General features: G+C 62.9%; 23 protein-coding genes. 16 read left to right on the forward strand and 7 right to left on the reverse strand.

The genetic code is table 11. The annotated features are described in order from the left end of the window. The first annotated feature begins 2 nt into the window (after window positions 1-2). From ACZ5BT_RS10725 to ACZ5BT_RS10755, 7 genes are all read left to right on the forward strand, one after another. Window positions 3-1,502, forward strand: coding sequence for an ABC transporter substrate-binding protein (locus ACZ5BT_RS10725; RefSeq protein WP_464884579.1), 1,500 nt, complete (start codon window positions 3-5; stop codon window positions 1,500-1,502). Between the two features lie 62 nt (window positions 1,503-1,564). Continuing rightward, a complete protein-coding gene (locus ACZ5BT_RS10730) occupies window positions 1,565-2,518 on the forward strand; it encodes an ABC transporter permease (protein WP_464884580.1) in 954 nt (317 codons plus the stop codon). Further along, on the forward strand, window positions 2,515-3,369 hold the full coding sequence (locus ACZ5BT_RS10735; RefSeq protein WP_464884581.1) for an ABC transporter permease: 855 nt from the start codon (window positions 2,515-2,517) through the stop codon (window positions 3,367-3,369). Before ACZ5BT_RS10730 ends, ACZ5BT_RS10735 begins: the two co-directional genes overlap by 4 nt. Before the next feature lie 75 nt (window positions 3,370-3,444). Beyond that, a complete protein-coding gene (locus ACZ5BT_RS10740) occupies window positions 3,445-4,989 on the forward strand; it encodes a gamma-glutamyltransferase family protein (RefSeq protein WP_464884582.1) in 1,545 nt (514 codons plus the stop codon). 9 nt (window positions 4,990-4,998) lie between these two features. Next, window positions 4,999-6,021, forward strand: a complete 1,023-nt coding sequence (locus ACZ5BT_RS10745; protein WP_464884583.1) for an ABC transporter ATP-binding protein — start codon at window positions 4,999-5,001, stop codon at window positions 6,019-6,021. Continuing rightward, window positions 6,018-6,998 (forward strand): ABC transporter ATP-binding protein, encoded by a 981-nt coding sequence (locus ACZ5BT_RS10750; RefSeq protein WP_464884584.1) that lies wholly within the window; start codon window positions 6,018-6,020, stop codon window positions 6,996-6,998. Before ACZ5BT_RS10745 ends, ACZ5BT_RS10750 begins: the two co-directional genes overlap by 4 nt. 6 nt (window positions 6,999-7,004) lie before the next feature. Beyond that, window positions 7,005-7,784 carry a sulfite exporter TauE/SafE family protein gene (locus tag ACZ5BT_RS10755; RefSeq protein ID WP_464884585.1) on the forward strand — a complete coding sequence of 260 codons (780 nt, stop codon included), beginning with the start codon at window positions 7,005-7,007 and terminating at the stop codon, window positions 7,782-7,784. Here the strand turns inward: ACZ5BT_RS10755 and ACZ5BT_RS10760 are convergent. After that, window positions 7,745-8,527: a serine/threonine-protein kinase gene (locus ACZ5BT_RS10760; protein ID WP_464884586.1), complete on the reverse strand. Its 783-nt coding sequence runs from the start codon at window positions 8,525-8,527 to the stop codon at window positions 7,745-7,747. The two genes, ACZ5BT_RS10755 and ACZ5BT_RS10760, sit on opposite strands and share 40 nt — an antisense overlap. A gap of 54 nt (window positions 8,528-8,581) precedes the next feature. On the opposite strand from ACZ5BT_RS10760, the gene lepB reads away from it, so the two are divergent. Next, complete coding sequence (gene lepB, locus ACZ5BT_RS10765) at window positions 8,582-9,403, forward strand: signal peptidase I (protein ID WP_464884587.1); 822 nt, start codon at window positions 8,582-8,584, stop codon at window positions 9,401-9,403. 83 nt (window positions 9,404-9,486) lie between these two features. Here the strand turns inward: lepB and ACZ5BT_RS10770 are convergent, their stop codons facing one another. Both ACZ5BT_RS10770 and ACZ5BT_RS10775 read right to left on the reverse strand, forming a co-directional pair. Further along, window positions 9,487-10,086, reverse strand: coding sequence for a flavodoxin family protein (locus ACZ5BT_RS10770; protein WP_464884588.1), 600 nt, complete (start codon window positions 10,084-10,086; stop codon window positions 9,487-9,489). Window positions 10,087-10,117: 31 nt separating this feature from the next. Further along, complete coding sequence (locus ACZ5BT_RS10775; RefSeq protein WP_464884589.1) at window positions 10,118-11,434, reverse strand: acetyl ornithine aminotransferase family protein; 1,317 nt, start codon at window positions 11,432-11,434, stop codon at window positions 10,118-10,120. 69 nt (window positions 11,435-11,503) lie between these two features. Between ACZ5BT_RS10775 and minD the strand changes: the two genes are divergently transcribed. Genes minD through tatA form a run of 4 tightly spaced genes read left to right on the forward strand, consistent with a single transcriptional unit; the run spans window position 11,504 to window position 13,835 of the window. Then, complete coding sequence (gene minD / locus ACZ5BT_RS10780; protein ID WP_464884590.1) at window positions 11,504-12,310, forward strand: septum site-determining protein MinD; 807 nt, start codon at window positions 11,504-11,506, stop codon at window positions 12,308-12,310. Continuing rightward, a complete protein-coding gene (gene minE / locus ACZ5BT_RS10785) occupies window positions 12,310-12,537 on the forward strand; it encodes a cell division topological specificity factor MinE (RefSeq protein ID WP_464884591.1) in 228 nt (75 codons plus the stop codon). The genes minD and minE overlap by 1 nt, the downstream gene beginning before the upstream one ends. After that, entirely contained in the window at window positions 12,534-13,619 is a 1,086-nt protein-coding gene (gene rodA, locus ACZ5BT_RS10790; protein ID WP_464884592.1) for a rod shape-determining protein RodA, read from the forward strand. The genes minE and rodA overlap by 4 nt, the downstream gene beginning before the upstream one ends. A gap of 51 nt (window positions 13,620-13,670) precedes the next feature. After that, on the forward strand, window positions 13,671-13,835 hold the full coding sequence (gene tatA, locus ACZ5BT_RS10795; RefSeq protein WP_464884593.1) for a twin-arginine translocase TatA/TatE family subunit: 165 nt from the start codon (window positions 13,671-13,673) through the stop codon (window positions 13,833-13,835). On the opposite strand, the gene ACZ5BT_RS10800 is transcribed toward tatA, so the two are convergent. From ACZ5BT_RS10800 to ACZ5BT_RS10815, 4 genes are read right to left on the reverse strand one after another with little or no spacing between them, the layout of a single operon-like run. Next, window positions 13,796-14,839, reverse strand: coding sequence for an ABC transporter ATP-binding protein (locus ACZ5BT_RS10800; RefSeq protein ID WP_464884594.1), 1,044 nt, complete (start codon window positions 14,837-14,839; stop codon window positions 13,796-13,798). The two genes, tatA and ACZ5BT_RS10800, sit on opposite strands and share 40 nt — an antisense overlap. Then, on the reverse strand, window positions 14,794-15,468 hold the full coding sequence (modB, locus tag ACZ5BT_RS10805; protein WP_464884595.1) for a molybdate ABC transporter permease subunit: 675 nt from the start codon (window positions 15,466-15,468) through the stop codon (window positions 14,794-14,796). The genes ACZ5BT_RS10800 and modB overlap by 46 nt, the downstream gene beginning before the upstream one ends. Then, complete coding sequence (gene modA / locus ACZ5BT_RS10810; RefSeq protein WP_464884596.1) at window positions 15,465-16,184, reverse strand: molybdate ABC transporter substrate-binding protein; 720 nt, start codon at window positions 16,182-16,184, stop codon at window positions 15,465-15,467. Before modA ends, modB begins: the two co-directional genes overlap by 4 nt. Before the next feature lie 53 nt (window positions 16,185-16,237). Next, the gene (locus ACZ5BT_RS10815) at window positions 16,238-16,696 is read right to left on the reverse strand and encodes a c-type cytochrome (protein WP_464884597.1); all 459 of its coding nucleotides are present in this window, start codon (window positions 16,694-16,696) and stop codon (window positions 16,238-16,240) included. Between the two features lie 265 nt (window positions 16,697-16,961). On the opposite strand from ACZ5BT_RS10815, the gene ACZ5BT_RS10820 reads away from it, so the two are divergent. The 4 genes from ACZ5BT_RS10820 to ACZ5BT_RS10835 all read left to right on the forward strand — a co-directional run bounded on the left by ACZ5BT_RS10820 (window position 16,962) and on the right by ACZ5BT_RS10835 (window position 19,663). Continuing rightward, on the forward strand, window positions 16,962-18,122 hold the full coding sequence (locus tag ACZ5BT_RS10820) for a TolC family protein (protein ID WP_464884598.1): 1,161 nt from the start codon (window positions 16,962-16,964) through the stop codon (window positions 18,120-18,122). 175 nt (window positions 18,123-18,297) lie between these two features. Beyond that, window positions 18,298-18,651 (forward strand): hypothetical protein, encoded by a 354-nt coding sequence (locus ACZ5BT_RS10825; protein ID WP_464884599.1) that lies wholly within the window; start codon window positions 18,298-18,300, stop codon window positions 18,649-18,651. 39 nt (window positions 18,652-18,690) lie between these two features. Then, a complete protein-coding gene (locus tag ACZ5BT_RS10830; RefSeq protein WP_464884600.1) occupies window positions 18,691-19,305 on the forward strand; it encodes a cytochrome c3 family protein in 615 nt (204 codons plus the stop codon). Window positions 19,306-19,342: 37 nt separating this feature from the next. After that, window positions 19,343-19,663: a cytochrome c3 family protein gene (locus ACZ5BT_RS10835; RefSeq protein WP_464884601.1), complete on the forward strand. Its 321-nt coding sequence runs from the start codon at window positions 19,343-19,345 to the stop codon at window positions 19,661-19,663. The last annotated feature ends 35 nt before the right edge of the window (window positions 19,664-19,698 follow it).

Below are 19,698 nucleotides of genomic sequence, written 5' to 3' on the forward strand. Positions count from 1 at the left end.
TTATGGGAGGTAGGCGCTGGCTGGTTTTTCTCGCATTTTTGCTGGTGGTGTTCGCGCAGGGCCGGACGCTCAGGATCGGCCTGGCCGAGGACCCCGACATTCTCGACCCGGATCTGGGCCGGACCTTCGTCGGCCGCATCGTCTTCGCATCGCTCTGCGATAAGCTCTTCGACATCACCCCCGATCTCAAGATCGTTCCTCAGCTCGCGACCGGGTATTCGTGGTCCGATGACGGCAAAACCCTCACCCTTTCGCTGCGCAAGGGGGTCAAGTTCCACGACGGCACGGCCTTCGACGCCGAGGCGGTCAAGTTCAACCTCGAGCGTTCGCTGACGCTCCCTGGTTCGAACCGCAAGAGCGAGGTCAAGCCCATCGAATCGGTTGAGGTGGTCGACCCCTTTACGGTTCGGATCCACTTGAAGGCGCCGTTCAGCCCCTTGCTGGCCCAGCTCGCCGACCGGGCGGGGATGATGGTCTCGCCCAAGGCGGCTCGGGAACTCGGCGAGAACTTCGGTCGCAGCCCGGTCTGCAGCGGCCCCTATAAGTTCGTCGAGCGGGTAGCTCAGGATCGGATCGTATTGGAGAAGTTCCAGGACTACTGGAACAAAGACGCCTTCGCGTTCGACCGGGTGGTCTTCCTGCCCATCCCCGATCCGAGCGTCCGGCTGGCCAACTTGCAGGCTGGCGATTTGGATCTGATCGAGCGCGTTGCCCCCACCGATCTGGGCGCGGTACGCAAGGACGCCCGTCTCAAGGTGGCCTCGGCGGTTGGACTTGGTTATCAGGGCATCACCATCAACGAGTCGAACCCCAAACCCCTCGACACGCCCCTGGCCAAGGACGTCCGGGTTCGGGAAGCGTTTGAGCTCTCGCTCGACCGCGAGGCCATCAACCAGGTGGTCTTCAACGGCGAGTTCGTTCCCGGCAACCAGGCGGTGCCGCCGACCAGCCCCTGGTACATCAAGGAACTCCCCATGCCAAAGCGCGACGTCGCTCGGGCCCGGGCCCTGCTCAAGGCGGCGGGCTACGATCGGGTGAGCTTCACCCTTATGGTCACGAATAACCCGCAGGCGATTCAGCTGGGACAGGTCATCCAGTCGATGGCCAAGGAAGCCGGCTTCGACATCAAGCTCAACGCGGTTGAATTCGCCACCGCCCTCGATTTGCAGGAGGCGGGGAAATACGACGCCTTCCAGATTGGCTGGTCGGGTCGCATCGACCCCGACGGCAACATCTACATCTTCCACGCCTGCGGCGCCGCCCTCAACGAGACCGGCTACTGCGATCCCAAGGTCGACGAATACCTCAACAAGGCCCGGAGCACGGGCGAGTTCGCCGAGCGCTATCGCTACTACAAACTGGCCGCCGAGCGCTACCTTCCCGATCGCCACATCATCTATCTCTATCACCCCAAGTGGTTCTGGGCCTTCACCAACAGGCTTTCGGGCTTTACCCCCTACCCTGACGGTCTGATCCGGCTGCGCGGGGTCACGATGAAGTGAGCGAACAGCGAGAGTGGGGCCGCGGCCCCACTCTCCATTTTTGTTTTTTGAAACGGTCTGCGATGGGGACATATCTGTTCAGACGGGTCATGATTGCCATCCCCACCCTTTTCCTGGTGAGCGTCATGGTCTTTTCGATCCAGCGGCTGCTCCCTGGGGATCCGGCGCTCGTGCTCGCGGGTGAAGAGCGGGATCCCGAGGTCATCGCATACATCCGGAGCAAATATCATCTGAACGATCCCCTTCCGGTCCAGTACTACTACTGGATGCTCCGTTTGCTCAAGGGGGATTTGGGGGAGTCGATCCGCACCAAGGCGCCGGTCACCGACGTGATTTTGCAAAAGCTGCCGGTGACCATTGAGCTGGCGGTGCTCTCCATGGTCGTTGCCCTGGCCATCGCCCTGCCGGCCGGGGTGATCTCCGCCATCCGGAAGGAATCGGTTTTTGATTATCTGGCCAATGTTTTGGCGCTTTCCGGGCTCTCGATCCCGAACTTCTGGCTCGGCATCATGCTGATTCTGCTCGTATCTGTGCGCCTGGGGTGGCTGCCCGCTTCGGGGTACGTGAGCCCGCTTGAGGACCTCGGTGAGAACCTGCGGCGTATGGTGATGCCCGCGTTCGTGTTGGGAAGCGGCCTGGCCGCGGCGCTCATGCGCCAGACCCGGAGCGCGATGCTCGAGGTGCTGCACTCGGACTATATCCGTACCGCCAGGGCCAAGGGTTTGCGCGAGCGGATCGTGGTTTACCGCCATGCCTTGCGGAACGCCCTGATTCCGGTCGTGACCCTGGCTGGTCTGCAACTGGGAGCGCTGCTTTCGGGGGCGGTGATCACCGAGCAGGTGTTCACCATCCCCGGGTTTGGCAAGCTCATCGTCGACGCGGTGTTCAACCGGGATTACCCCATGGTCCAGGGGGTGGTGCTCTTTACCGCAACCGCTTATATCCTCGTGAACCTGCTGGTCGATCTGGCCTATGCCTGGATTAATCCCCGCATTCGCCTGGGAGGGAGCGAATGACCGCCGGGGTGCGCCGCTCGCTCCGGAGCCGGGTCTGGCGAAAGCTCCTGCGCCGAAAAGGCGCGATGCTGGGGGCGATTTTGGCGCTTTTATTCCTGGGGGTGGCGGTTTTTGCCCCCTATTTGGCGCCCTACGATCCCCTTCGCACCGACTGGAGCGCCGTGCGGGCACCGCCTTCACCCGAGCACTGGCTGGGGACCGACGAGCTGGGACGCGATGTGCTCTCGCGGGTCATCTGGGGGGCGAGGGCGTCGCTTTTGGCCGGCGTGGTCTCGGTGGCCATCGCCATGGTCCTCGGCGTACCGCTGGGCCTCTTGTCTGGCTACTACCGGGGCTGGATCGACGAGGTCATCATGCGTTTCACGGACGCCCTGCTCGCGTTCCCCTTTTTGATCTTGGCGATCGCGTTGGCGGCGATGCTGGGCCCGAGCCTGACCAACGCCATGATCGCGATCGGCGTTTCGACCGCGCCCGCCTTCATCCGTCTGGCCCGGGGGCAGGTGCTCTCGGTGATGGTCGAGGAGTTCGTCCAAGCGGCGCGGGCGCTCGGAGCCTCCGACGCCCGAATCATGTTGAAGCACGTCCTCCCCAACGCCTTTTCTCCCTTGCTGATCCAGGGCACGCTGGCGGTGGCGGCGGCCATTATCGCCGAATCCAGCCTTTCTTTCCTCGGTCTCGGGCAGCAGCCGCCAGCGCCCAGCTGGGGGAGCATGCTCAACGTAGCCAAGAATTTCCTCGCCGAGGCGCCGTGGATGGCGGTATGGCCCGGGATCGCTATTTTTATCACCGTCCTCGCGTTTAATCTGTTGGGGGATGGGTTGCGCGACGCGCTCGACCCCAGGGACTGGTGAACGTGGAAAGGGGTCTTCGCTATGGGACAGGAAAACTTGTGGTCTTACCCCTACCCCTCTGAACGTAAGGTCGTGATGGGGTCCCGGGGGGCGGTGGCCACGAGCCAGCCGCTCGCGGCTTTGGCCGGGATGGAGATGATGCTCGCCGGTGGCAACGCCGTCGATGCCGCGGTGGCCATGGCCATCTGTCTGACGGTGGTCGAGCCGACTTCGAACGGTATTGGCGGGGACGCCTTCGCCCTGGTGTGGGAAGGCCGGCTCTTTGGGCTGAACGCTTCGGGAAAGAGCCCGGCGGCGCTCACCCGCGATCGCCTCGAGGGCCTGGAGAAGATGCCCGAGAGCGGCTGGCTCCCGGTCACGGTGCCCGGCGCCGTTTCAGCCTGGCGCGCCCTCTGGGAACGCTGGGGCGAACTGCCGTTTGAACGACTGTTCGAGCCTGCCATCCGCTATGCCGAGGAGGGCTTCCCGGTGTCGCCGGTGACGGCACGGGCTTGGAAGCGCGCAGCCGCGCGCTACCTCAGGCTCGAGGGCGAGGCGTACTCGGCGTTCCAGGAAGTCTTCTTCCCCTCGGGGCGAGCGCCGAGGCCGGGGGAGATTTGGCGGAGCCCTTGGCACGCGAAGACGTTGCGCGAGTTGGCCCAGAGCGGCGGTGAGAGCTTTTACACCGGACCGCTGGCGGAAAGGATGGCTGCGTTCTCGGAGGCCACCGGCGGGCTTCTCACCCGGGAAGACCTCGCCGAGCACGCCCCGGAGTGGGTCGATCCGATTTCAACCAGCTACCGGGGCCTCACGGTGTGGGAGATGCCGCCAAACGGCCAGGGGATCGCCGCCTTGATGGCGCTCAATATCCTCGAGGGTTTCGACCTCGCCCGTCTGCCGCGCGAATCGGCCGAGAGCTATCACCTTCAGATCGAAGCGATGAAGCTGGCTCTGGCCGATGTTCGCGAGTACGTTGCCGACCCGGATGCCATGCAGGTTTCGAACCAGGATCTACTCGACAGGGCCTACGCCGAAAAACGGCGGAGCCTGATCGGGGAAAGTGCGATTCCTTTGGCGGAACCCGGCCTGGCTCGCGGGGGCACCGTCTACCTGGCCGCCGCCGACGGCGAGCTCATGGTGAGCCTGATCCAATCGAACTACATGGGGTTTGGGTCGGGAATTTTGGTGCCGGGCACGGGCATCGCCCTACAAAACCGGGGCGCCGGTTTCGTGCTCGATGAGGGACACCCGAACGTCGCCGGCCCCAGGAAGCGCCCCTTCCACACCATCATCCCCGGCTTCCTCACCCGCGAGGGCCGTCCGCTCGGACCCTTCGGCGTGATGGGTGGCCCGATGCAACCGCAGGGGCACGTGCAGGTGGTGGTCAACATGGCGGACTACGGCATGAACCCCCAAAGCGCCCTCGACGCGCCGCGCTGGCAGTTCGTATCCGGGAACGAGGTGTGGCTGGAGCAGGCCGTGCCCCGCTCGGTGGCCTTGGCCCTTGCTGACCGCGGGCACCGCGTCCAGGTCATGGCGGAAAGCGGGGCTTTTGGACGGGGCCAGATCATCGTCCACCAGGATCGCGCGTTCATCGCGGCGAGCGAGCCCCGGGCGGATGGGCTCGCGCTCGCCTGGTAGGGAGAGCAGATGGGACCGACGAGGATACTTGAGGTACGGGATTTACGGGTTGAGTTTCGGACGGACGAGGGGGTTGTCCGTGCGGTTGACGGGGTAACGTTTCACATTGAGAAGGGCGAGACGCTGGCGGTTGTTGGGGAGTCGGGGTCTGGGAAGTCGGTGACGTCGCTGGCGATCATGCGGTTAATACCGAGTCCTCCGGGGCGGATTGTTGGTGGGGAGATACTGTTTCGGGGGAAGGACGGGAAGGAGAGGGACCTAGTTCGGCTCTCTGAGGCGGAGATGCGGCGGATTCGGGGCAACGACATTGCGATGATATTTCAGGAGCCGATGACGAGTTTAAACCCGGTGTACACGGTGGGGGATCAGATTGCCGAGGCGATCATGCTGCACCAGGGGAAGGGGAAGGCGGAGGCGCTGGACTTAGCGGCGGAGATGCTGGAGCTGGTGGGGATACCGGAGCCACGGAAGCGTTTGTCGAACTACCCGCACCAGATGTCTGGGGGGATGCGACAGCGGGTAATGATTGCGATGGCGCTATCGTGCAACCCGAGTCTTCTCATTGCCGACGAGCCGACCACGGCGCTTGACGTAACGATTCAGGCGCAGATATTGGAATTGATCAAGCAATTACAAGAGGAGATTGGGATGAGTGTTTTATTCATCACCCACAACTTAGGGGTAGTAGCGGAGATTGCGGACCGAGTGGTGGTGATGTACGCGGGGAGGGCGGTAGAGGAGGCCGAGGTTACGGAGACGTTTAAGCGGCCTTTGCACCCTTATACGATGGGGCTTTTGAACTCGGTGCCGCGGGTTGACGTTGGCGGGGGTCGGAGGCGGCGGTTGGAGGCGATTCCTGGGAACGTACCGAACCCTTTGTTTTTACCGAGCGGATGCACTTTTCACCCGAGGTGCCGGTGGGCGAAGGGGGGACTTTGCGACGGGGAGGTTCCCGGGCTTGAGGACGCTGGCGGGGGGCACATGGTGCGATGCTATCGCTGGCGGGAGATCCAGGGGGAGGTTGAGGGATGAAGGGGGAGGCCCTCCTGGAGGTACGGGACCTACGGACCTGGTTTCCGATCCGCGGTGGGATTTTGTCGCGGACGGTGGGGTACGTGAAGGCGGTGAACGGGGTCAGTTTTACGGTTCGCCGCGGTGAAGTTTTAGGTTTAGTGGGGGAGTCTGGTTCTGGGAAGACGACGGTTGGGCGAACGATTTTGCGGCTTATTGACCCCATGGGGGGTGTGATCAACTACCGTGGGACGGATCTCGCGAAGCTGCCCCGGGGGAAACTGCGGCCGTACCGCCGGAAGATGCAGATCATCTTCCAGGACCCCTTTGCCTCCCTGAACCCCCGGATGACGGTAGGGGACATTATCGGGGAGCCTTTGATCATCCACCGATTGGTGAGGAGCGCCAAGGAGCGGGTGGAGCGGGTGGCGGAGCTTTTGCGGATGGTGGGGCTTTCGCCGGACCATATGCGGCGGTATCCGCACGAGTTTTCCGGGGGCCAACGGCAGCGGATTGGGATTGCGCGGGCGCTGGCGGTGGACCCGGAGTTTATTGTGGCTGACGAGCCGGTATCGGCGCTTGACGTATCGATTCAGGCGCAGGTGGTGAACCTTTTGCAGGATTTAAAGGAGGAGTTAGGGCTGACGCTTCTCTTCATTGCCCACGATCTGGCGGTGGTGGAGCACATTTCGGACCGAGTGGCGGTGATGTATTTGGGGCGGGTGATGGAGCTAGCGCCGGCTGGGGAGCTATACCGGGCGCCGAAGCACCCTTATACGGAGGCGCTGCTTTCGGCGGTACCGATTCCGGACCCGACGGTGAAGCGGGAGCGGATTGTACTGGAGGGGGATATTCCGAGTCCGATCAACCCGCCGTCGGGGTGCGTGTTTCGGACGCGGTGCCGGTATGCGATTCCGGAGTGTGCGACGGCGGTGCCCGAGCTGCGGGAGGTATCTCCTGGGCACTACAAGGCCTGCATTCGTGACGATATCCTTTGAGGTTCGATGATGAAAATACCGATGTTCATCGGCGCCCTGGCCATCGGACTGGCGGCGGGGCTTTTTGGCGGTTTGGTGGGACTTGGCGGTGGGGTCATCATGGTCCCCCTGATGGTCGGGGCGCTGGGGCTGGCGCAGCATCGTGCCCACGGCACCAGTCTGGTGGCGGTGGTGTTTACCGGCCTGGCCGGGGCTATCGCCTACGCCATGCAGGGTTCGATCGACGTGTGGGCCGGTGTGCTGCTCGCGCTTTCCGCGATCGTCACCGCCCGGTTCGGCGCCATCTATGCCAACGGTCTTCCCGAGTGGAAGCTCAAGCGAGCTTTTGGCGCTTTTATCATTGTGATTTCCTTCCTGCTCTTGCTCAAGCCCTACGTGCCACCCCTGGGCCTTGCCCAGGAGCTTTGGGGTCGGGTCGCGGTGCTGCTCCTCACCGGCGGGGTCACCGGTTTCCTCTCGGCCATGATGGGGGTGGGTGGGGGCACGGTGATGGTGCCTTCGATGGTGCTGCTGCTGGGCATGACCCAGCACCTGGCCCAGGGCAGTGCCCTGCTCGCCATGGTGCCGGCGAGCTTTGTCGGGGCCTACACCCACTACCGGTTGGGGAATGTTGAACGCTCGATCCTGCCCGGCCTCATCGTAGGGGTTTTCATCGGGAGTTACTCCGGGGGCAGTCTCGCCCACCTTTTCCCGGATGCCGAGCTGCGGGCGATCTTCGCCGTGGTGTTGATCGCGACCGGCGTTCGTTATTTACGCTCGGGGAACGGGGGCAAGCCCCGGTCTTGATTGGCGAGCGCGCTGAAGACCTCGAGGGCCTCGAGGGCGTCCTGAAAACGGGTCTTGATGGTTGGGGACAGCATGCGCTCGAGGAACGAGGCGAGGTCGGACCGGCCGTCGGGGAAGAGACCGGGAGAAATGGCCTGGCCGTGGAGCGGGATCTCCCCCGAGATCCCCCAGTGGAGGATCATTCCGGCGGCGTAGATGTCCGAGGCCGGCGTGGGGGGATGGCCGTCGAGCTCTTCCGGGGAGAGAAACGCCGGCGTCCCCACGCGCAGGCGGCCGAGGGGTTCGCCGACCGGTCCGGCGAGGTCAAAATCGATGAGTTTGGCCTGGGTCGGGGATGCAACGATGAAGTTTTCCGGCTTCACGTCCCGGTGCACGAGGCCGCGCTCGTGGAGGTGGGCGAGGGCTTCCAGGAGCTGGCCGAAGAGGGGAAGAAAGTCTTCGTCCGGGTGCGCTTCGCGCCACTGGGAAAGCCGCAGTCCCGGGGCAAGGGCCATGAGCACCGAGGGGTAGCCTTCGACCTCGAGTCGGGCGAGGACGGCGTTGATCCTGGGATGGCTGAGGCGCCGGCCGACCTCCCACTCCCGCTGGGCACGGCCTTTGTGCTGGCGGGGGAACACTTTAAGCGCGTAGGGGTGGCCCCGGTGGTCGAAGACCAGGTAGACCGTGGCGACCGCGCCTTTTGCGATCGGGTAGAGGACCCGGTAACCGCCAAGAAAGGTGGCGCCTGTGAGCGACACCTTCATACTATAAGCGTTCCTAACGCCAGCCTCAGTCCGAAGGGTTAGACTCAGTTCGTGATGCGCGCGTTTTGGGATTATCTATGGAACGATTGGTTTCGTCAAGTTGGCGAGGCGCTCCTTGTCGCCCTGATCGTCACCACCTACCTTTTCACCACCGTGGTCGTCATGGGGAGCAGTATGAACCCGACCCTGGAAAACGGCGAGCGGGTGGTGGTGCCGAAGTTTCGAACCTGGGCTGTCCGGTTGGGGCTCGACGAGTGGAAGCGCGGAGAGATCGCGATTATCAAGCCGCCTCCCGGCGCTCCGTATTCCGTGGCCACATTCCCCGTTTTGGGGTTTAAGTTCCGTCCCTTTTTTATCAAGCGCATCGTCGCTCTTCCCGGCGACCGCGTGCGGGTGGTCCGGGGCCTGCTCTACGTGAACGACTATCCCGTTCCCGAGGACCATATCACCCGTTACCTCACGCCCTATCCCGACTCGTTCCCCGTGGTCCAGGTGTACCGGGGGCAGATCGTCGCCCTCGAGGTCGCGGGGCGCTTTTTGCCCCTCGACGACATCCCCGACTACCTCAAACCGATGGTGAAGATGCTCGACCCCTTGCCGGAGAGCGTCATCCGCGCCAGCTTCGACCGACCGGTGCGCTTCGTGAGCAACATCCACCTCCCGGAGGGTTACTACTTCGTCATGGGTGATAACCGAACGCTTGGAGGGTCGGAGGATTCACGGATCTTTGGCCCGCTCAAGGGTACGCAGATCGCCGGGCCGGCGACGTTCGTTTGGTGGCCGCTGGTCCGGAAGACCGAGCAGGGCTACCGGCTGAACCTGCGGGTGCTCCCGATTCCGGAGGGCTTTAAGAAGGTTCCTGCGCCCCGGGACTGAGTCCCCCGCTGCGGCGAAAGCCACGGCGGGGACACAATCGAGTGTCGCTCCCGCATCGGTATGTCGTAAAGCTCGCGGGGCGTTTAGTTCGCCGCCCAGTCAACGCCCCGGAGCCGGCGGGCCATCTCGACCAGGTTCCGTCCGGCCCGCCGGGCATCGGCTATGGCTTCCTCGTCCTTTTCCAGCTCGGGGTGGGCCTGGGCGTGGTGGTAGACGAGGCCCAGGGGGACCAGGGCCAGCCCCATGAAGTTGAGGGGGATCGCCAGCTGGGCCATGGCCTGCGCGGCCCCGTCCTCTTCCGCGACCGCGACCAGGGCCATGGGCTTGCCCGCCAGCAATAGACCCTGGTTTTCCAGCGAGGTCATGCGCTCAAGGAGGGTTTTCATCCTGGCCGAGGGTGCGAACCAGTAGGTGGGGGTGGCGAAGACCAGCGCGTCGGCCTCGAGCATTTTTTGCGCGACCCACCCCCACGCATCCCACTCGCCGCGCACGCAGTGTTCGGGGCCGCAGCTTTCACGGTCCTCGGAGTAATTGGCGGCGCAATAGGGGATCGGGGTTTTTGCCAGGTCGATCCGCTCGGTTTGGGCCCCGGTTTCGCGGGCGGCCTCGAGGACAACTTCCAGCAAGGTGGCGGTTCGGCCGTGCGTTCGCGTTGAACCGTTGATGCCCAGCACCCGTATCATGGCGTTATCCAGAATAGAAAAATTTTCTGATCTACCCCAGCTCAAGAGCCTGTTCGTAGGCACGCTCGATCAGTTCGGCGCCGAGCAGGGCTTCCGATTCGGAGAGGATCAAAGGCGGGGATACCCGTAGGGCGCTGGGTCCGGCGGGGAGGGTAAGCAGCCCGAGAGCGAAGGCTTCGTTGACGACACGGTCTCGGAGCTCGGGGTTATGGCCCCGACCTTCTTTGACGAAGTCGATCGCGATCATGAGTCCCCGGCCGCGTACGTCGCCCACGCCGGGCCGTCCCGTCAACCGCGTTTTGAGTTCGCGCATGAGCGTATCGCCTACCCGGCGCGCGTTTTCGATCAGGCCGTCCTCGAGGAGGTCGAGCGTCGCCATGGCCGCCGCCGCCGCCACCGGGTTGCCGCCGAACGTGGTGCCGTGGGCGCCCGAGGGCCAACTTGAGAGCTCTTCCCTAAAAAGGAGCGCGCTCAAGGGATAGCCCGAAGCCAAACCCTTGGCCAGGGTCACCATGTCGGGGACGACGCCCTCTTGGGCCATGGCCAGGAACGTCCCCGTGCGCCCGGCGCCGGTTTGAATCTCGTCGGCGACCAGAAGGATGCCGTAACGGTCGAGGAGAGTTTTGAGCCGCTTGAAAAACCCCGGGGGTGGGAGTACGTAGCCGCCTTCGCCCTGGATGGGTTCGACGAAGAAGGCCGCGACCTCGGAAGGGGGGAGCTTGGTGGCGAAGAGGTGCTCAAGGTAGCCGAGAACAACTTCGGAGACAGTGTCTTCGGTCGCGTTGAAGGGCGGTCGGAACGGGTCCGGGAAGGGTACGTGGATGACGTAAGGCAAAAGCGGGGCAAATCCTTCGCGGTACTTGCTGTTTGAGCTGGTGAGGGCGAGGCTGCCCATGGTACGGCCGTGGAAGGCCCCGGTGAAGGCGAGGAGGTAGGGACGGCGCGTGTGGTAGCGGGCGAGCTTGATCGCCGCCTCGATGGCCTCGGTTCCAGAATTTCCGAAATACACGCGATAGCCCCCACCGAGCTTCTCGACCAGGCGTTCCGCCAGGCTCACCGCGGGTTCGTGGGCAAAGTCGGAAAAGCAAACGTGGGCAAACCGCCTGGCCTGCTCGGTCACCGCCTCGACCACTTTGGGGTGGGCATATCCGGTGGTGTTGACCGCGATGCCTCCCATGAAGTCGAGGTATTTCCTCCCGTCGACGTCATAAAGCCACACGCCTTCACCGCGGTGGGGGACGAAGGGGTAGGGCCTCGCGTAGCTGCTGGAGACCACCTTGCGATCGCGTTCCAAAATCGCCTTGGCCTTGGGTCCGACGCTGGTGTGGGTCGTCATTTTGGGTTCCATCACCTCAGTCTAAGCCTGGGGACACAGGCGGCCGTTTCTGTGTATCCTAGAGCCACAAAGGGGGTACACGTGGAGGCGCGTGCCATCGTGGTGACTTCGGGAAAGGGTGGGGTTGGCAAGACCACGACCACCGCCAATGTGGGCGCGGCCCTGGCCAAATTGGGTGAGAAAGTGGCGGTGGTCGATGTGGATGTGGGCTTGCGCAACCTAGACGTGGTGATGGGGCTTGAGTCGCGGGTTGTTTTTGACCTGGTCGATGTCCTCGAGGGTCGCGTCGAGCTCCGCAAAGCACTGGTACGCGACAAACGGGTCGATGGCCTCTACCTTTTGCCCGCGTCCCAGACCAAGGACAAGGAATCGCTCGATCCCGAGGTCTTCAGGGATATCATCCGCCAGCTCCTGGAGGAAGGCGGGTTCGACCGGATACTGATCGATTCTCCCGCCGGCATCGAGCGGGGGTTTCGCACCGCCTCTGCCCCAGCAGAGGGTGCCCTCGTCGTGGTGAACCCCGAGGTTTCCAGCGTCCGGGATGCTGACCGGATCATCGGCATGCTCGAGGCCGGTGACGTGAACGAGAACTTTCTGGTGATCAACCGACTGCGCCCGGACATGGTTCGGCGGGGCGACATGCTGGCCGTTGACGATGTGGTCGAGATCCTTGGTCTGAAACCGATCGGCATTATCCCCGAGGACGAGCAGATCCTGGTTTCGACCAACATGGGGGAACCGGTGGTACTCAAGCAGGACAGCCTCTCCGCCCGAGCCCTGATGGACACGGCGCGCCGGATTCACGGTGAGGAAATCCCGTTCCCGCCGCTTGAGGATCGTCGTGGTTTCTTTTCCGCCCTCCGGCGGCTTCTCGGAGGGGGTAGCTGATGTGGTGGCGCAGGAAGCGAAGTAAGGAGAAGGCCCGGGAGCGGCTGAAACTCGTCTTGGCCTACGACCGAGCCCGGCTTTCACCGGGAAAAATCGAGAACTTGAAGGCTGACCTGCTCGAGGTCTTGCGACGGTATTTCCCTACCGATGACGGCGCGGTCGAGGTTCGCGTCGAAGAGCGGGGCGAGAACACGGTTTTGGTTGCCGAAATTCCCGTCCATCCATGAGCGTGGGCAGGCTGCGCTTCGATTATGACTGGGGGCTTTGGGCGCTGGCCCTCGGCCTGGTCTTTTTTGGCCTTTTCGTGCTCTCAAGCGCTGCGCCCGCGCCATCCTTTCTCGCCCGTCAGGGGCTTTGGCTGGGCATTGCGCTCGTGGCAGCGGCTGCGCTGCAGCTTCTGGAAAAGCAGACCATTTACCGTTTGGTCTGGGTCCTCTACGGCCTCAGTGTTGCCCTGCTCTTGCTGGTGCTCATTTTTGGCCGCGAGATTAACGGGGCGAGGGCTTGGTTCATCGTGGGGCCCCTTCGTTTTCAGCCCTCGGAGTTTGCAAAGCTCGCCCTCATCCTGGCCCTGGCCAGGGGGCTTGTGAACCGACCGCTACGCCGGCTGGGCGATTACGTCGTCCCATTGCTCATCGCCCTTCCCCCGATTGGGTTGACGGTCCTCGAGCCTGACCTGGGCGGCGCCATGGTGATGACCGCGATCGTGGCCGGCATGTTTTTCGCCCGCGGGCTCCCGGTCAAACATTTGATCTCGGCCTTCGTGGCCGCACTGGCGCTCTTTCCCACGGTGATCTGGCCCCAGCTCCGGCCATACCAGAAAGAACGCATCCTGAGTGCCTTCGACCCCACCCGCGATCCCCTGGGGAGCGGGTTTCAGGTCCTCCAGTCGATGATCGCGATAGGCTCGGGAGGATTTTCCGGCAAGGGGTATCACCAGGGAACGCAGTCTCAGCTCGGCTTCATTCCTTTTCGGCACACCGACTTTATCTTCTCCGTCCTGGGTGAGGAGATGGGGTTCGTGGGGGCGACGGGACTTTTGCTCCTTTACGCCCTGTTTTTCTGGCGGCTGGTCTCCTTGGCTTTGGATCTGCCTCACCTTGGTGATCGGCTGGTCGTCGTTGGCGTCTTTTCCATGATCGCGTTTCAGGTCCTGGTGAATATCGGCGTGACTTTGGGCCTTGCTCCGGCGACTGGGATCACGTTGCCGTTCGTGAGTTACGGGGGGACGAGCTTGCTCACCGTCTTTCTGGCCATCGCCCTGGTCCAGCTCGTTTACCGCGATCGGCTAAGGGAGTTCTTGGCGTAAAGGTATGCTGGGAGAGAGAAGGTTCCCCCCGGCGTGGGGAGGAGGTGGCGAATGAACCTTGGCATCTGGGAGATTCTGATCATTTTGCTTTTGATCCTCTTGCTCTTCGGCGCCAAAAAGCTGCCTGAGCTCGCTCGCGGCATCGGTCAGTCGGCCCGAGAATTTAAAAAGGGGCTTCAGGAGAGCGAAGAGAAGGACTCCGAAGAGAAGAGCTGAAGGTATGCGGGCTTGAGGGTGACCTCGACCGCCTGACCGGGGCTGAGTTTGAGTCGGTCCTGAACGTGCCGGGGAAGGAGGATCTTGAGCTCTAGGGGACCGGAGAACTCGGCTTTGACATACGGACCTTGAAGTCGGAGCCGGCGGATCGTCCCGGCGATCACGTTGTGCCGGAGCGCGACCCGGAGCGGACGGTCCTTGCGGACGATGAGGACCTCTTCGGGCCTGACCCCGAGGGTCACCGGCGTTCCCGGGGCCAAGGGTTCGCCCTTAACCCAGAGCGTTCCCGCGACGGTCTCGACCAGGAGGAATCCATCCTGAAAGCCCGAGACTTGGCCGGGGAAAAGGTTTGAGAATCCGACCAGTCGGGCCACGTCCAGGTTCGCGGGGTGGGTAAAGACCTCGGAGGGCGGGCCCTCCTGCACCACCCGATTCTTCTCGAGCACCACCACCCAGTGGGCACTCTGGGCGAGCTCCGGGTCGTGGGTGGCCACGAGGATTCGGGTTTTTTCCTCCTCGGCGAGCGAGGCCAAAAAATCGCCGACATCCTCCCGGGCTTCGCGATCGAGGCTCGCGGTGGGCTCGTCGAGGAGCAAGAGCTCTGGATTCCTGGCCAGGGCACGGGCCAGGGCGACACGCTGCCGCTGACCGCCGGAGAGCTCGGCGGGGCGGGCATCAGCCAGCGCCCCGAGCCCGAAGCGCTCCAAAAGGGAGAGCGCGTGGGCCTTGCGGGCCTTGGGCGGAAGGTGTTGTAAGGGGAAGGCAACGTTGGCCAGAGCCGTCATGTGGGGAAAGAGCGCGTGGTGTTGAGGAAGGTAGCCGATGGGGCGGGCTTCCGGGGGGAGTCCCCCATACGGGGCGCCGCTCGCCGGAATCAACCCCGCCAGGGCCTTCAGGGTGGTGGTCTTGCCTTCCCCCGAGCGCCCAAGGAGGGCGGTCAACCCCGAGATGCGGAAGTTTACCTCGAGGCGGATGGGTTTCGTGATGCGGTAACGGACCTCCACCGTTCCTCCAACGTCCGGGTCAGGAAAATGAGCGAGAACGCGAGCACCAGCATGAGCGCCGAGGCTTTGTTGGCCTCTTTGAAGTCGAGATTTTCTACCAGATCGTAGATGTATGTCGAGGCGACTTGCGTTTTCCCGGGGATGTTGCCGCCGACCATCAGCACCACCCCGAACTCCCCCAGGGTGTGGGCGAAAGCCAGCAGGGCCCCGGAGAGCAGGCCGGGCCAGACGAGCGGCAGGATGATCTCGCGCCAGATCCGCAAGCGGCCGGCGCCCAGGGTTCGGGCGGTTTCCAGCAGGTCGTCGTCGAGGGCCAGGAAAGCTTCGCGAAAGGCGGTAAAAGCGAAAGGAAAGCTAAAGAGGGTGGCCCCGAGAAGCATTCCGGGGAAGGTAAAGGCCAGCGGGACCCCGATCACCTTTTGAATCGGTCCCGCGGGGCCGAGGAGAATGAGCAGGTAAAAGCCGATGACGGTTGGCGGCAACGCAATCGGCAGCAGCAGAATACTTTCGACGACCCGCTTGCCGGGGAAGGACTTGCGCAAGCTGTACGCCAGCGCCCCTCCAACCACCAAGAGCACGGCGGTGCTCGAAAGGGCGAGCAGGAAACTGAGCGTGAGAGCTTCCCTCATGGTTCGACCAAGCCGTGAGCGCGAAAGATGGGCCCGGCCTTGGGACCGGTGATGAAATCGAAGAAGCGGTGGGCAGCTGGTTTTTCGCTCAGGAGACCGACGCCATACTCGAGCGGTTCATAGAGCGAAGCAGGGACGACCCAAACCTGCCCTTGGAGTCTCATCGCCGATCCCAGATCGATCAGCCCGGCATCGGCGGCGAACACCGCCATTTGAGCCGCCTGGGCAACGTTTTGCCCGTAGACGAGTTTGGTTTGAAGGGCGGCGAAGAGGCGGGAGCGCTTCAGGGCTTCGATCGCTGCCCGGCCGTAAGGCGCGTGCTTGGGATTGGCTACGGCGATCCTGCGAATTTCGGGGCGGCGCAGGATGGTGAGATCCTGGACCGCCAGATTGAGTCTTTGGGGTAAAAAAAGGGCGAGCTGACCCTTGGCAAAGACCCGTGCCGGGGCCTTGAGCCGGCCCGGCGGGAGCGACTGGAGATATCGAACGTCGGCGGGGATGTAAATGTCAAACGGTGCGCCGTTTTGGATCTGCGCAAACAATTTTCCGGATGAGGCCAGGACCAGTTTGACCCCGGTGCCTTGCTCCCGTTCGAAGGCGGCGATGAGCTGTTTGAGGGGCGGACCGAGTGAGGATGCGGCCCCGACCACCAGGCTCTCCGCGGATGCACCGGCGAAGAGCCCCATCGCGATCGCGATGCTCAGGAAAATTCGCACGCAAAAAGCATAATGCACCCCCAGAGGGGGTGCAAGCGAGGAGGTAGGGCCGTCTACTTACCTTCGAGCTTTTTCCACTCTTCGTACACCTGCTGGGGCGTGAGTGACTTCGCGCGTTCCCGGGCCACGTCCTCTGCCTTGAAGCCCTGGAAGTCCTTCGGAAGAAGCTTGTCGTTGCCCCAGGCCTTGGCGATGTAGTCGAGGAGCGCCGCGATCTGCTCGTCCGAGAGCTGGGCCGCGTACGGAGGCATCATGCTGTTATAGGTGACGCCCTTCGCGGTGATCTGCCCTTGCAAGCCAAACAGGATCACGTGGATCAGGTAGTTGATGCCGTCGGTGCCTGCCTCGATGTATTCCGGCACTTCCTGAACAAGCGGCGGGAACGCGCCCGCAACGCCCTCGCCGTTTGCCATGTGGCAGGAAGCGCAGAATTGCTGGTAGACCTGCTGACCGTTGGCCGCGAACGCGAGCGTACCGATGAAGAGTGCCGTAACGAAAAGTTTCTTGAACATCCTTTTCACCCCCCTATCATCTTCCTCGGTCACTATAGAGCTTAGCAAAGAGTAGGAATGTCCTGCCCCCTGCGGGGCAAAGGCCGAGATGTCATGTATCGGCCTCCCCGGCGGGGGCATTTGTACTCGATTTCTCACAGTACGCTAACCTCGGTATTGCTCAAGGGTATTCGAGACAGCGGATTGGGGCTTTTGAGGAAGAGGCCATAGGGCGACGGCGCGGAGGAGTTTTGGAATGTTGACGAGATGGGTCAAATGCCTGGCGGTGATAGCGGGAGTTTTGGGGTCGATGGCCATGGTCCCGGCTTTGGCGGCCAAGCCTGAAGATGCGCTCAGCTTCGAGCCTCCAGGGCTTGATGCCCTCATAGAGCAGGCGAGCCTGACCGACCTCGAGTACCGTGCCCAGCAGGTGGGGCTCACCGGCCGGGTTGGCCTGCAGCTTAGGGATTCGTTGGGGCCTTCCGCGACGCTGAGTCTCTCGTGGCGATACGCCCCGGACCGGTTGCTCTCAGAGGCGCAACAGGCCGAAAACGCCTGGCGGCAGGTGCGAAGCGCCCGTCGCCGGGGGGTTCGCGACGCATTGCTCGCTTACGGCGCTTTGTGGAAAGCCCAGATCGCCCTTGACCTTGCTGAGATCCGATTGCAAGAAGCCAAAGCGAAGGGTGGCGACACCCGGATGGAGGAGCTCGGCCTCGAGGAGGCAAAGGCTAACCTCAAGCGTGCCCTCGAGACGGCGAAGCTCTATGGCCTCGAGGGCGAAGCGGAGCCTGTGGCCTTGCGCTTCGTGGTACCTGAGGTAGATTTAGAGGCGCTTCCTGCTTACCAGCGCGAACTCTATGCCCTTAGACGAGCTGAGCAGGGTCTCAAGAAAGCCTGGAGCGTATATATGCCGAACGTCTCTTTCTGGGCCGGCGTGGGTGGCCCGGAGGGACGGCTTTTGTTGAACGCGAGCACCGACGGCCCTTCGCTGGGTCTGCGGGCATCCCGGCCGGGCTCCGGCAGTGGAAACTGGGACTACGGCTTTGACGTGCGGGTGTCGGTTCCACTTGATGTTTCGAACTACGTCGATATCCGACGGGCCGAACTCGAGCTCGAGCAGCGACGGGCCCGCTTTGACGAGGCCAAAGCACGCATCGCGTTGACGCTTGACGCTTACCTGGATGCCGTGCGGTTTGCCGAACAACGTTTGGATACGATCGCCAATTTTGTCGATGAAGCGAAGCAGGCGCTTGAGAAAGCCGAGGCGGGCGGGAACGCTGCCCTGATCATCGCGGCAAGGCACAAACTCGACGTTCAAATGGACCGCCTGGTGGATGCCTGGATGAACTACGTCCGGCGGCTCTACGTTTACCTCGACTACATCGATCAGGTCTGGAAGCCATTTGTCGCAACGACCGGTGAACCCACTCAGGGAGGAAAGAAATGAGTTTCGCCCTGAGGTCATTCGTACTCCCATTCCGGTGCTATCCTATAGTTAGCAATAGTTCTATAAATGGTATGGAGCTGGGTATAGGAAGGGGGTGAAAGAGAAGTAGATATGCGGTTCGCAAGCGGGGCGAGGGAGGAGTCATGGAATGGGAAGCGGCAGAAAGGAGGTTTTGATGATTCGAGGATTGCTTAAGTTGCTCATGGTGATTGCCCTAGGCGTCGGGGTCGGGTTTGGCCTCTCGGCGCTGTTGGGCGTGTTCTCTGGCGGTGGGGTGACGGGAGGCACCGCGATCGCGCAGGGCGCGCCGTTGAATTCGGTGCCTTTGCAGACGGCCACCACGACGGTGGATCACCCGCCTCCCGGCGCGGCCCCGACGCTTCAGTGCGGTGACTGCCACGGCAATCACCCTGAGCCCTCCACGTACCAGAGCACCCCGCCTCCGGACGCCGACACCTTGCCCTGCTTCTACTGCCACGATGTGACGGCGGGGTGGGCGAACAATCCGGACGTGTGGAAACAGCAGTAGCGATCTGGCGATCGTGAGTGAGCGAAGGGGGCGGGCTGGGTGAAACGGAAAGGTATCCTTTGGCTAGCGGTCGGATTGCTCGGGGTGTTGGTCTTCATCGTGCTGGCGCAGGCTTCGGAGACGTCTTCGAAGTCGAGGTCGATTCCGGTGCCGATGAGTCGGGTGGCGGTGAAGGAAGCCCACGTAAAGGCACCAACGTTGCAGTGCTTTGATTGCCATGGCCAGCACCCCCCAACCGACGCTTCCAAGATCAACCCTGAAAACTTCAGCACCAAATCGCACGCGGCCGGACCTCAGCTGACCTGTAGCGACTGTCACAACTACCCCAAGGCGGTCGAAGCGGCGGTTGATGCCAACAGTTGTGTTGGATGTCACCTCCGCGGCGGTTTCCCCATCGAGAAGGCCATCGAGGCCCTCACCAAGGAGGTGGGGCATCCGCCGGTCATCCAGCTCGGTATGGTCAAATCCGTGCCCGCGGACTGTAAGTCGTGCCATCAGGGTCCACTCAGCCTCGCCCCGCGGATCCATAAGCGCCATCTCAAGCTCTCCAAGCTCTTCCCGTTGCATTTCCAGACGGGGTGTACGGATTGCCACGTGTTCAAGGACGACGGGCAGGTGACGATCAAGGTCTATCCGGTGAACCCGCTGAAGTGAGGTGAGGGCGATACGTCGGATGAAGGTGGCTCCACGAATGGACGGCGTTAAAAAGCTCTTCGGTCTGGTGGTCGTGCTCACCGTTTTCGCGGTCTTCGGCTACGGGTTGCGGCCAGCGGCGGCCGGGGAGCAGGCCGGCGGCTACGATGTCACCACCCTTGCATCTCACTTCGGCCTCTTTCAGGCTGCGGCGGCGAACCTCGACTGCTTCATGTGTCACGGACCGCACCCTACGCCGCAGACCTATCAACTCACCTGGCCCGTCGATGCCGACTTGATCCCCTGTTACAACTGTCACGGGGTGCGGAGGGGATTCGGCGGTGGCAATCCCGGGGTTTGGAGAAAGCTCAATCAGTAGTCACGTCTTCTCCTCCCTCCAAAAAAAGAACGTGC

It is taken from the genome of Vulcanithermus mediatlanticus, from assembly GCF_055385885.1.

Bases quoted from the DNA above. Each gene is read 5' to 3' on its own strand.
- ACZ5BT_RS10725 (WP_464884579.1), top strand. From the start codon at position 3: ATGGGAGGTAGGCGCTGGCTGGTTTTTCTCGCATTTTTGCTGGTGGTG.
- ACZ5BT_RS10730 (WP_464884580.1), top strand. From the start codon at position 1,565: ATGGGGACATATCTGTTCAGACGGGTCATGATTGCCATCCCCACCCTT.
- ACZ5BT_RS10735 (WP_464884581.1), top strand. From the start codon at position 2,515: ATGACCGCCGGGGTGCGCCGCTCGCTCCGGAGCCGGGTCTGGCGAAAG.
- ACZ5BT_RS10740 (WP_464884582.1), top strand. From the start codon at position 3,445: ATGGGGTCCCGGGGGGCGGTGGCCACGAGCCAGCCGCTCGCGGCTTTG.
- ACZ5BT_RS10745 (WP_464884583.1), top strand. From the start codon at position 4,999: ATGGGACCGACGAGGATACTTGAGGTACGGGATTTACGGGTTGAGTTT.
- ACZ5BT_RS10750 (WP_464884584.1), top strand. From the start codon at position 6,018: ATGAAGGGGGAGGCCCTCCTGGAGGTACGGGACCTACGGACCTGGTTT.
- ACZ5BT_RS10755 (WP_464884585.1), top strand. From the start codon at position 7,005: ATGATGAAAATACCGATGTTCATCGGCGCCCTGGCCATCGGACTGGCG.
- ACZ5BT_RS10760 (WP_464884586.1), bottom strand. From the start codon at position 8,527: ATGAAGGTGTCGCTCACAGGCGCCACCTTTCTTGGCGGTTACCGGGTC.
- lepB (WP_464884587.1), top strand. From the start codon at position 8,582: ATGCGCGCGTTTTGGGATTATCTATGGAACGATTGGTTTCGTCAAGTT.
- ACZ5BT_RS10770 (WP_464884588.1), bottom strand. From the start codon at position 10,086: ATGATACGGGTGCTGGGCATCAACGGTTCAACGCGAACGCACGGCCGA.
- ACZ5BT_RS10775 (WP_464884589.1), bottom strand. From the start codon at position 11,434: ATGGAACCCAAAATGACGACCCACACCAGCGTCGGACCCAAGGCCAAG.
- minE (WP_464884591.1), top strand. From the start codon at position 12,310: ATGTGGTGGCGCAGGAAGCGAAGTAAGGAGAAGGCCCGGGAGCGGCTG.
- rodA (WP_464884592.1), top strand. From the start codon at position 12,534: ATGAGCGTGGGCAGGCTGCGCTTCGATTATGACTGGGGGCTTTGGGCG.
- tatA (WP_464884593.1), top strand. From the start codon at position 13,671: ATGAACCTTGGCATCTGGGAGATTCTGATCATTTTGCTTTTGATCCTC.
- modB (WP_464884595.1), bottom strand. From the start codon at position 15,468: ATGAGGGAAGCTCTCACGCTCAGTTTCCTGCTCGCCCTTTCGAGCACC.
- ACZ5BT_RS10815 (WP_464884597.1), bottom strand. From the start codon at position 16,696: ATGTTCAAGAAACTTTTCGTTACGGCACTCTTCATCGGTACGCTCGCG.
- ACZ5BT_RS10825 (WP_464884599.1), top strand. From the start codon at position 18,298: ATGATTCGAGGATTGCTTAAGTTGCTCATGGTGATTGCCCTAGGCGTC.
- ACZ5BT_RS10835 (WP_464884601.1), top strand. From the start codon at position 19,343: ATGGACGGCGTTAAAAAGCTCTTCGGTCTGGTGGTCGTGCTCACCGTT.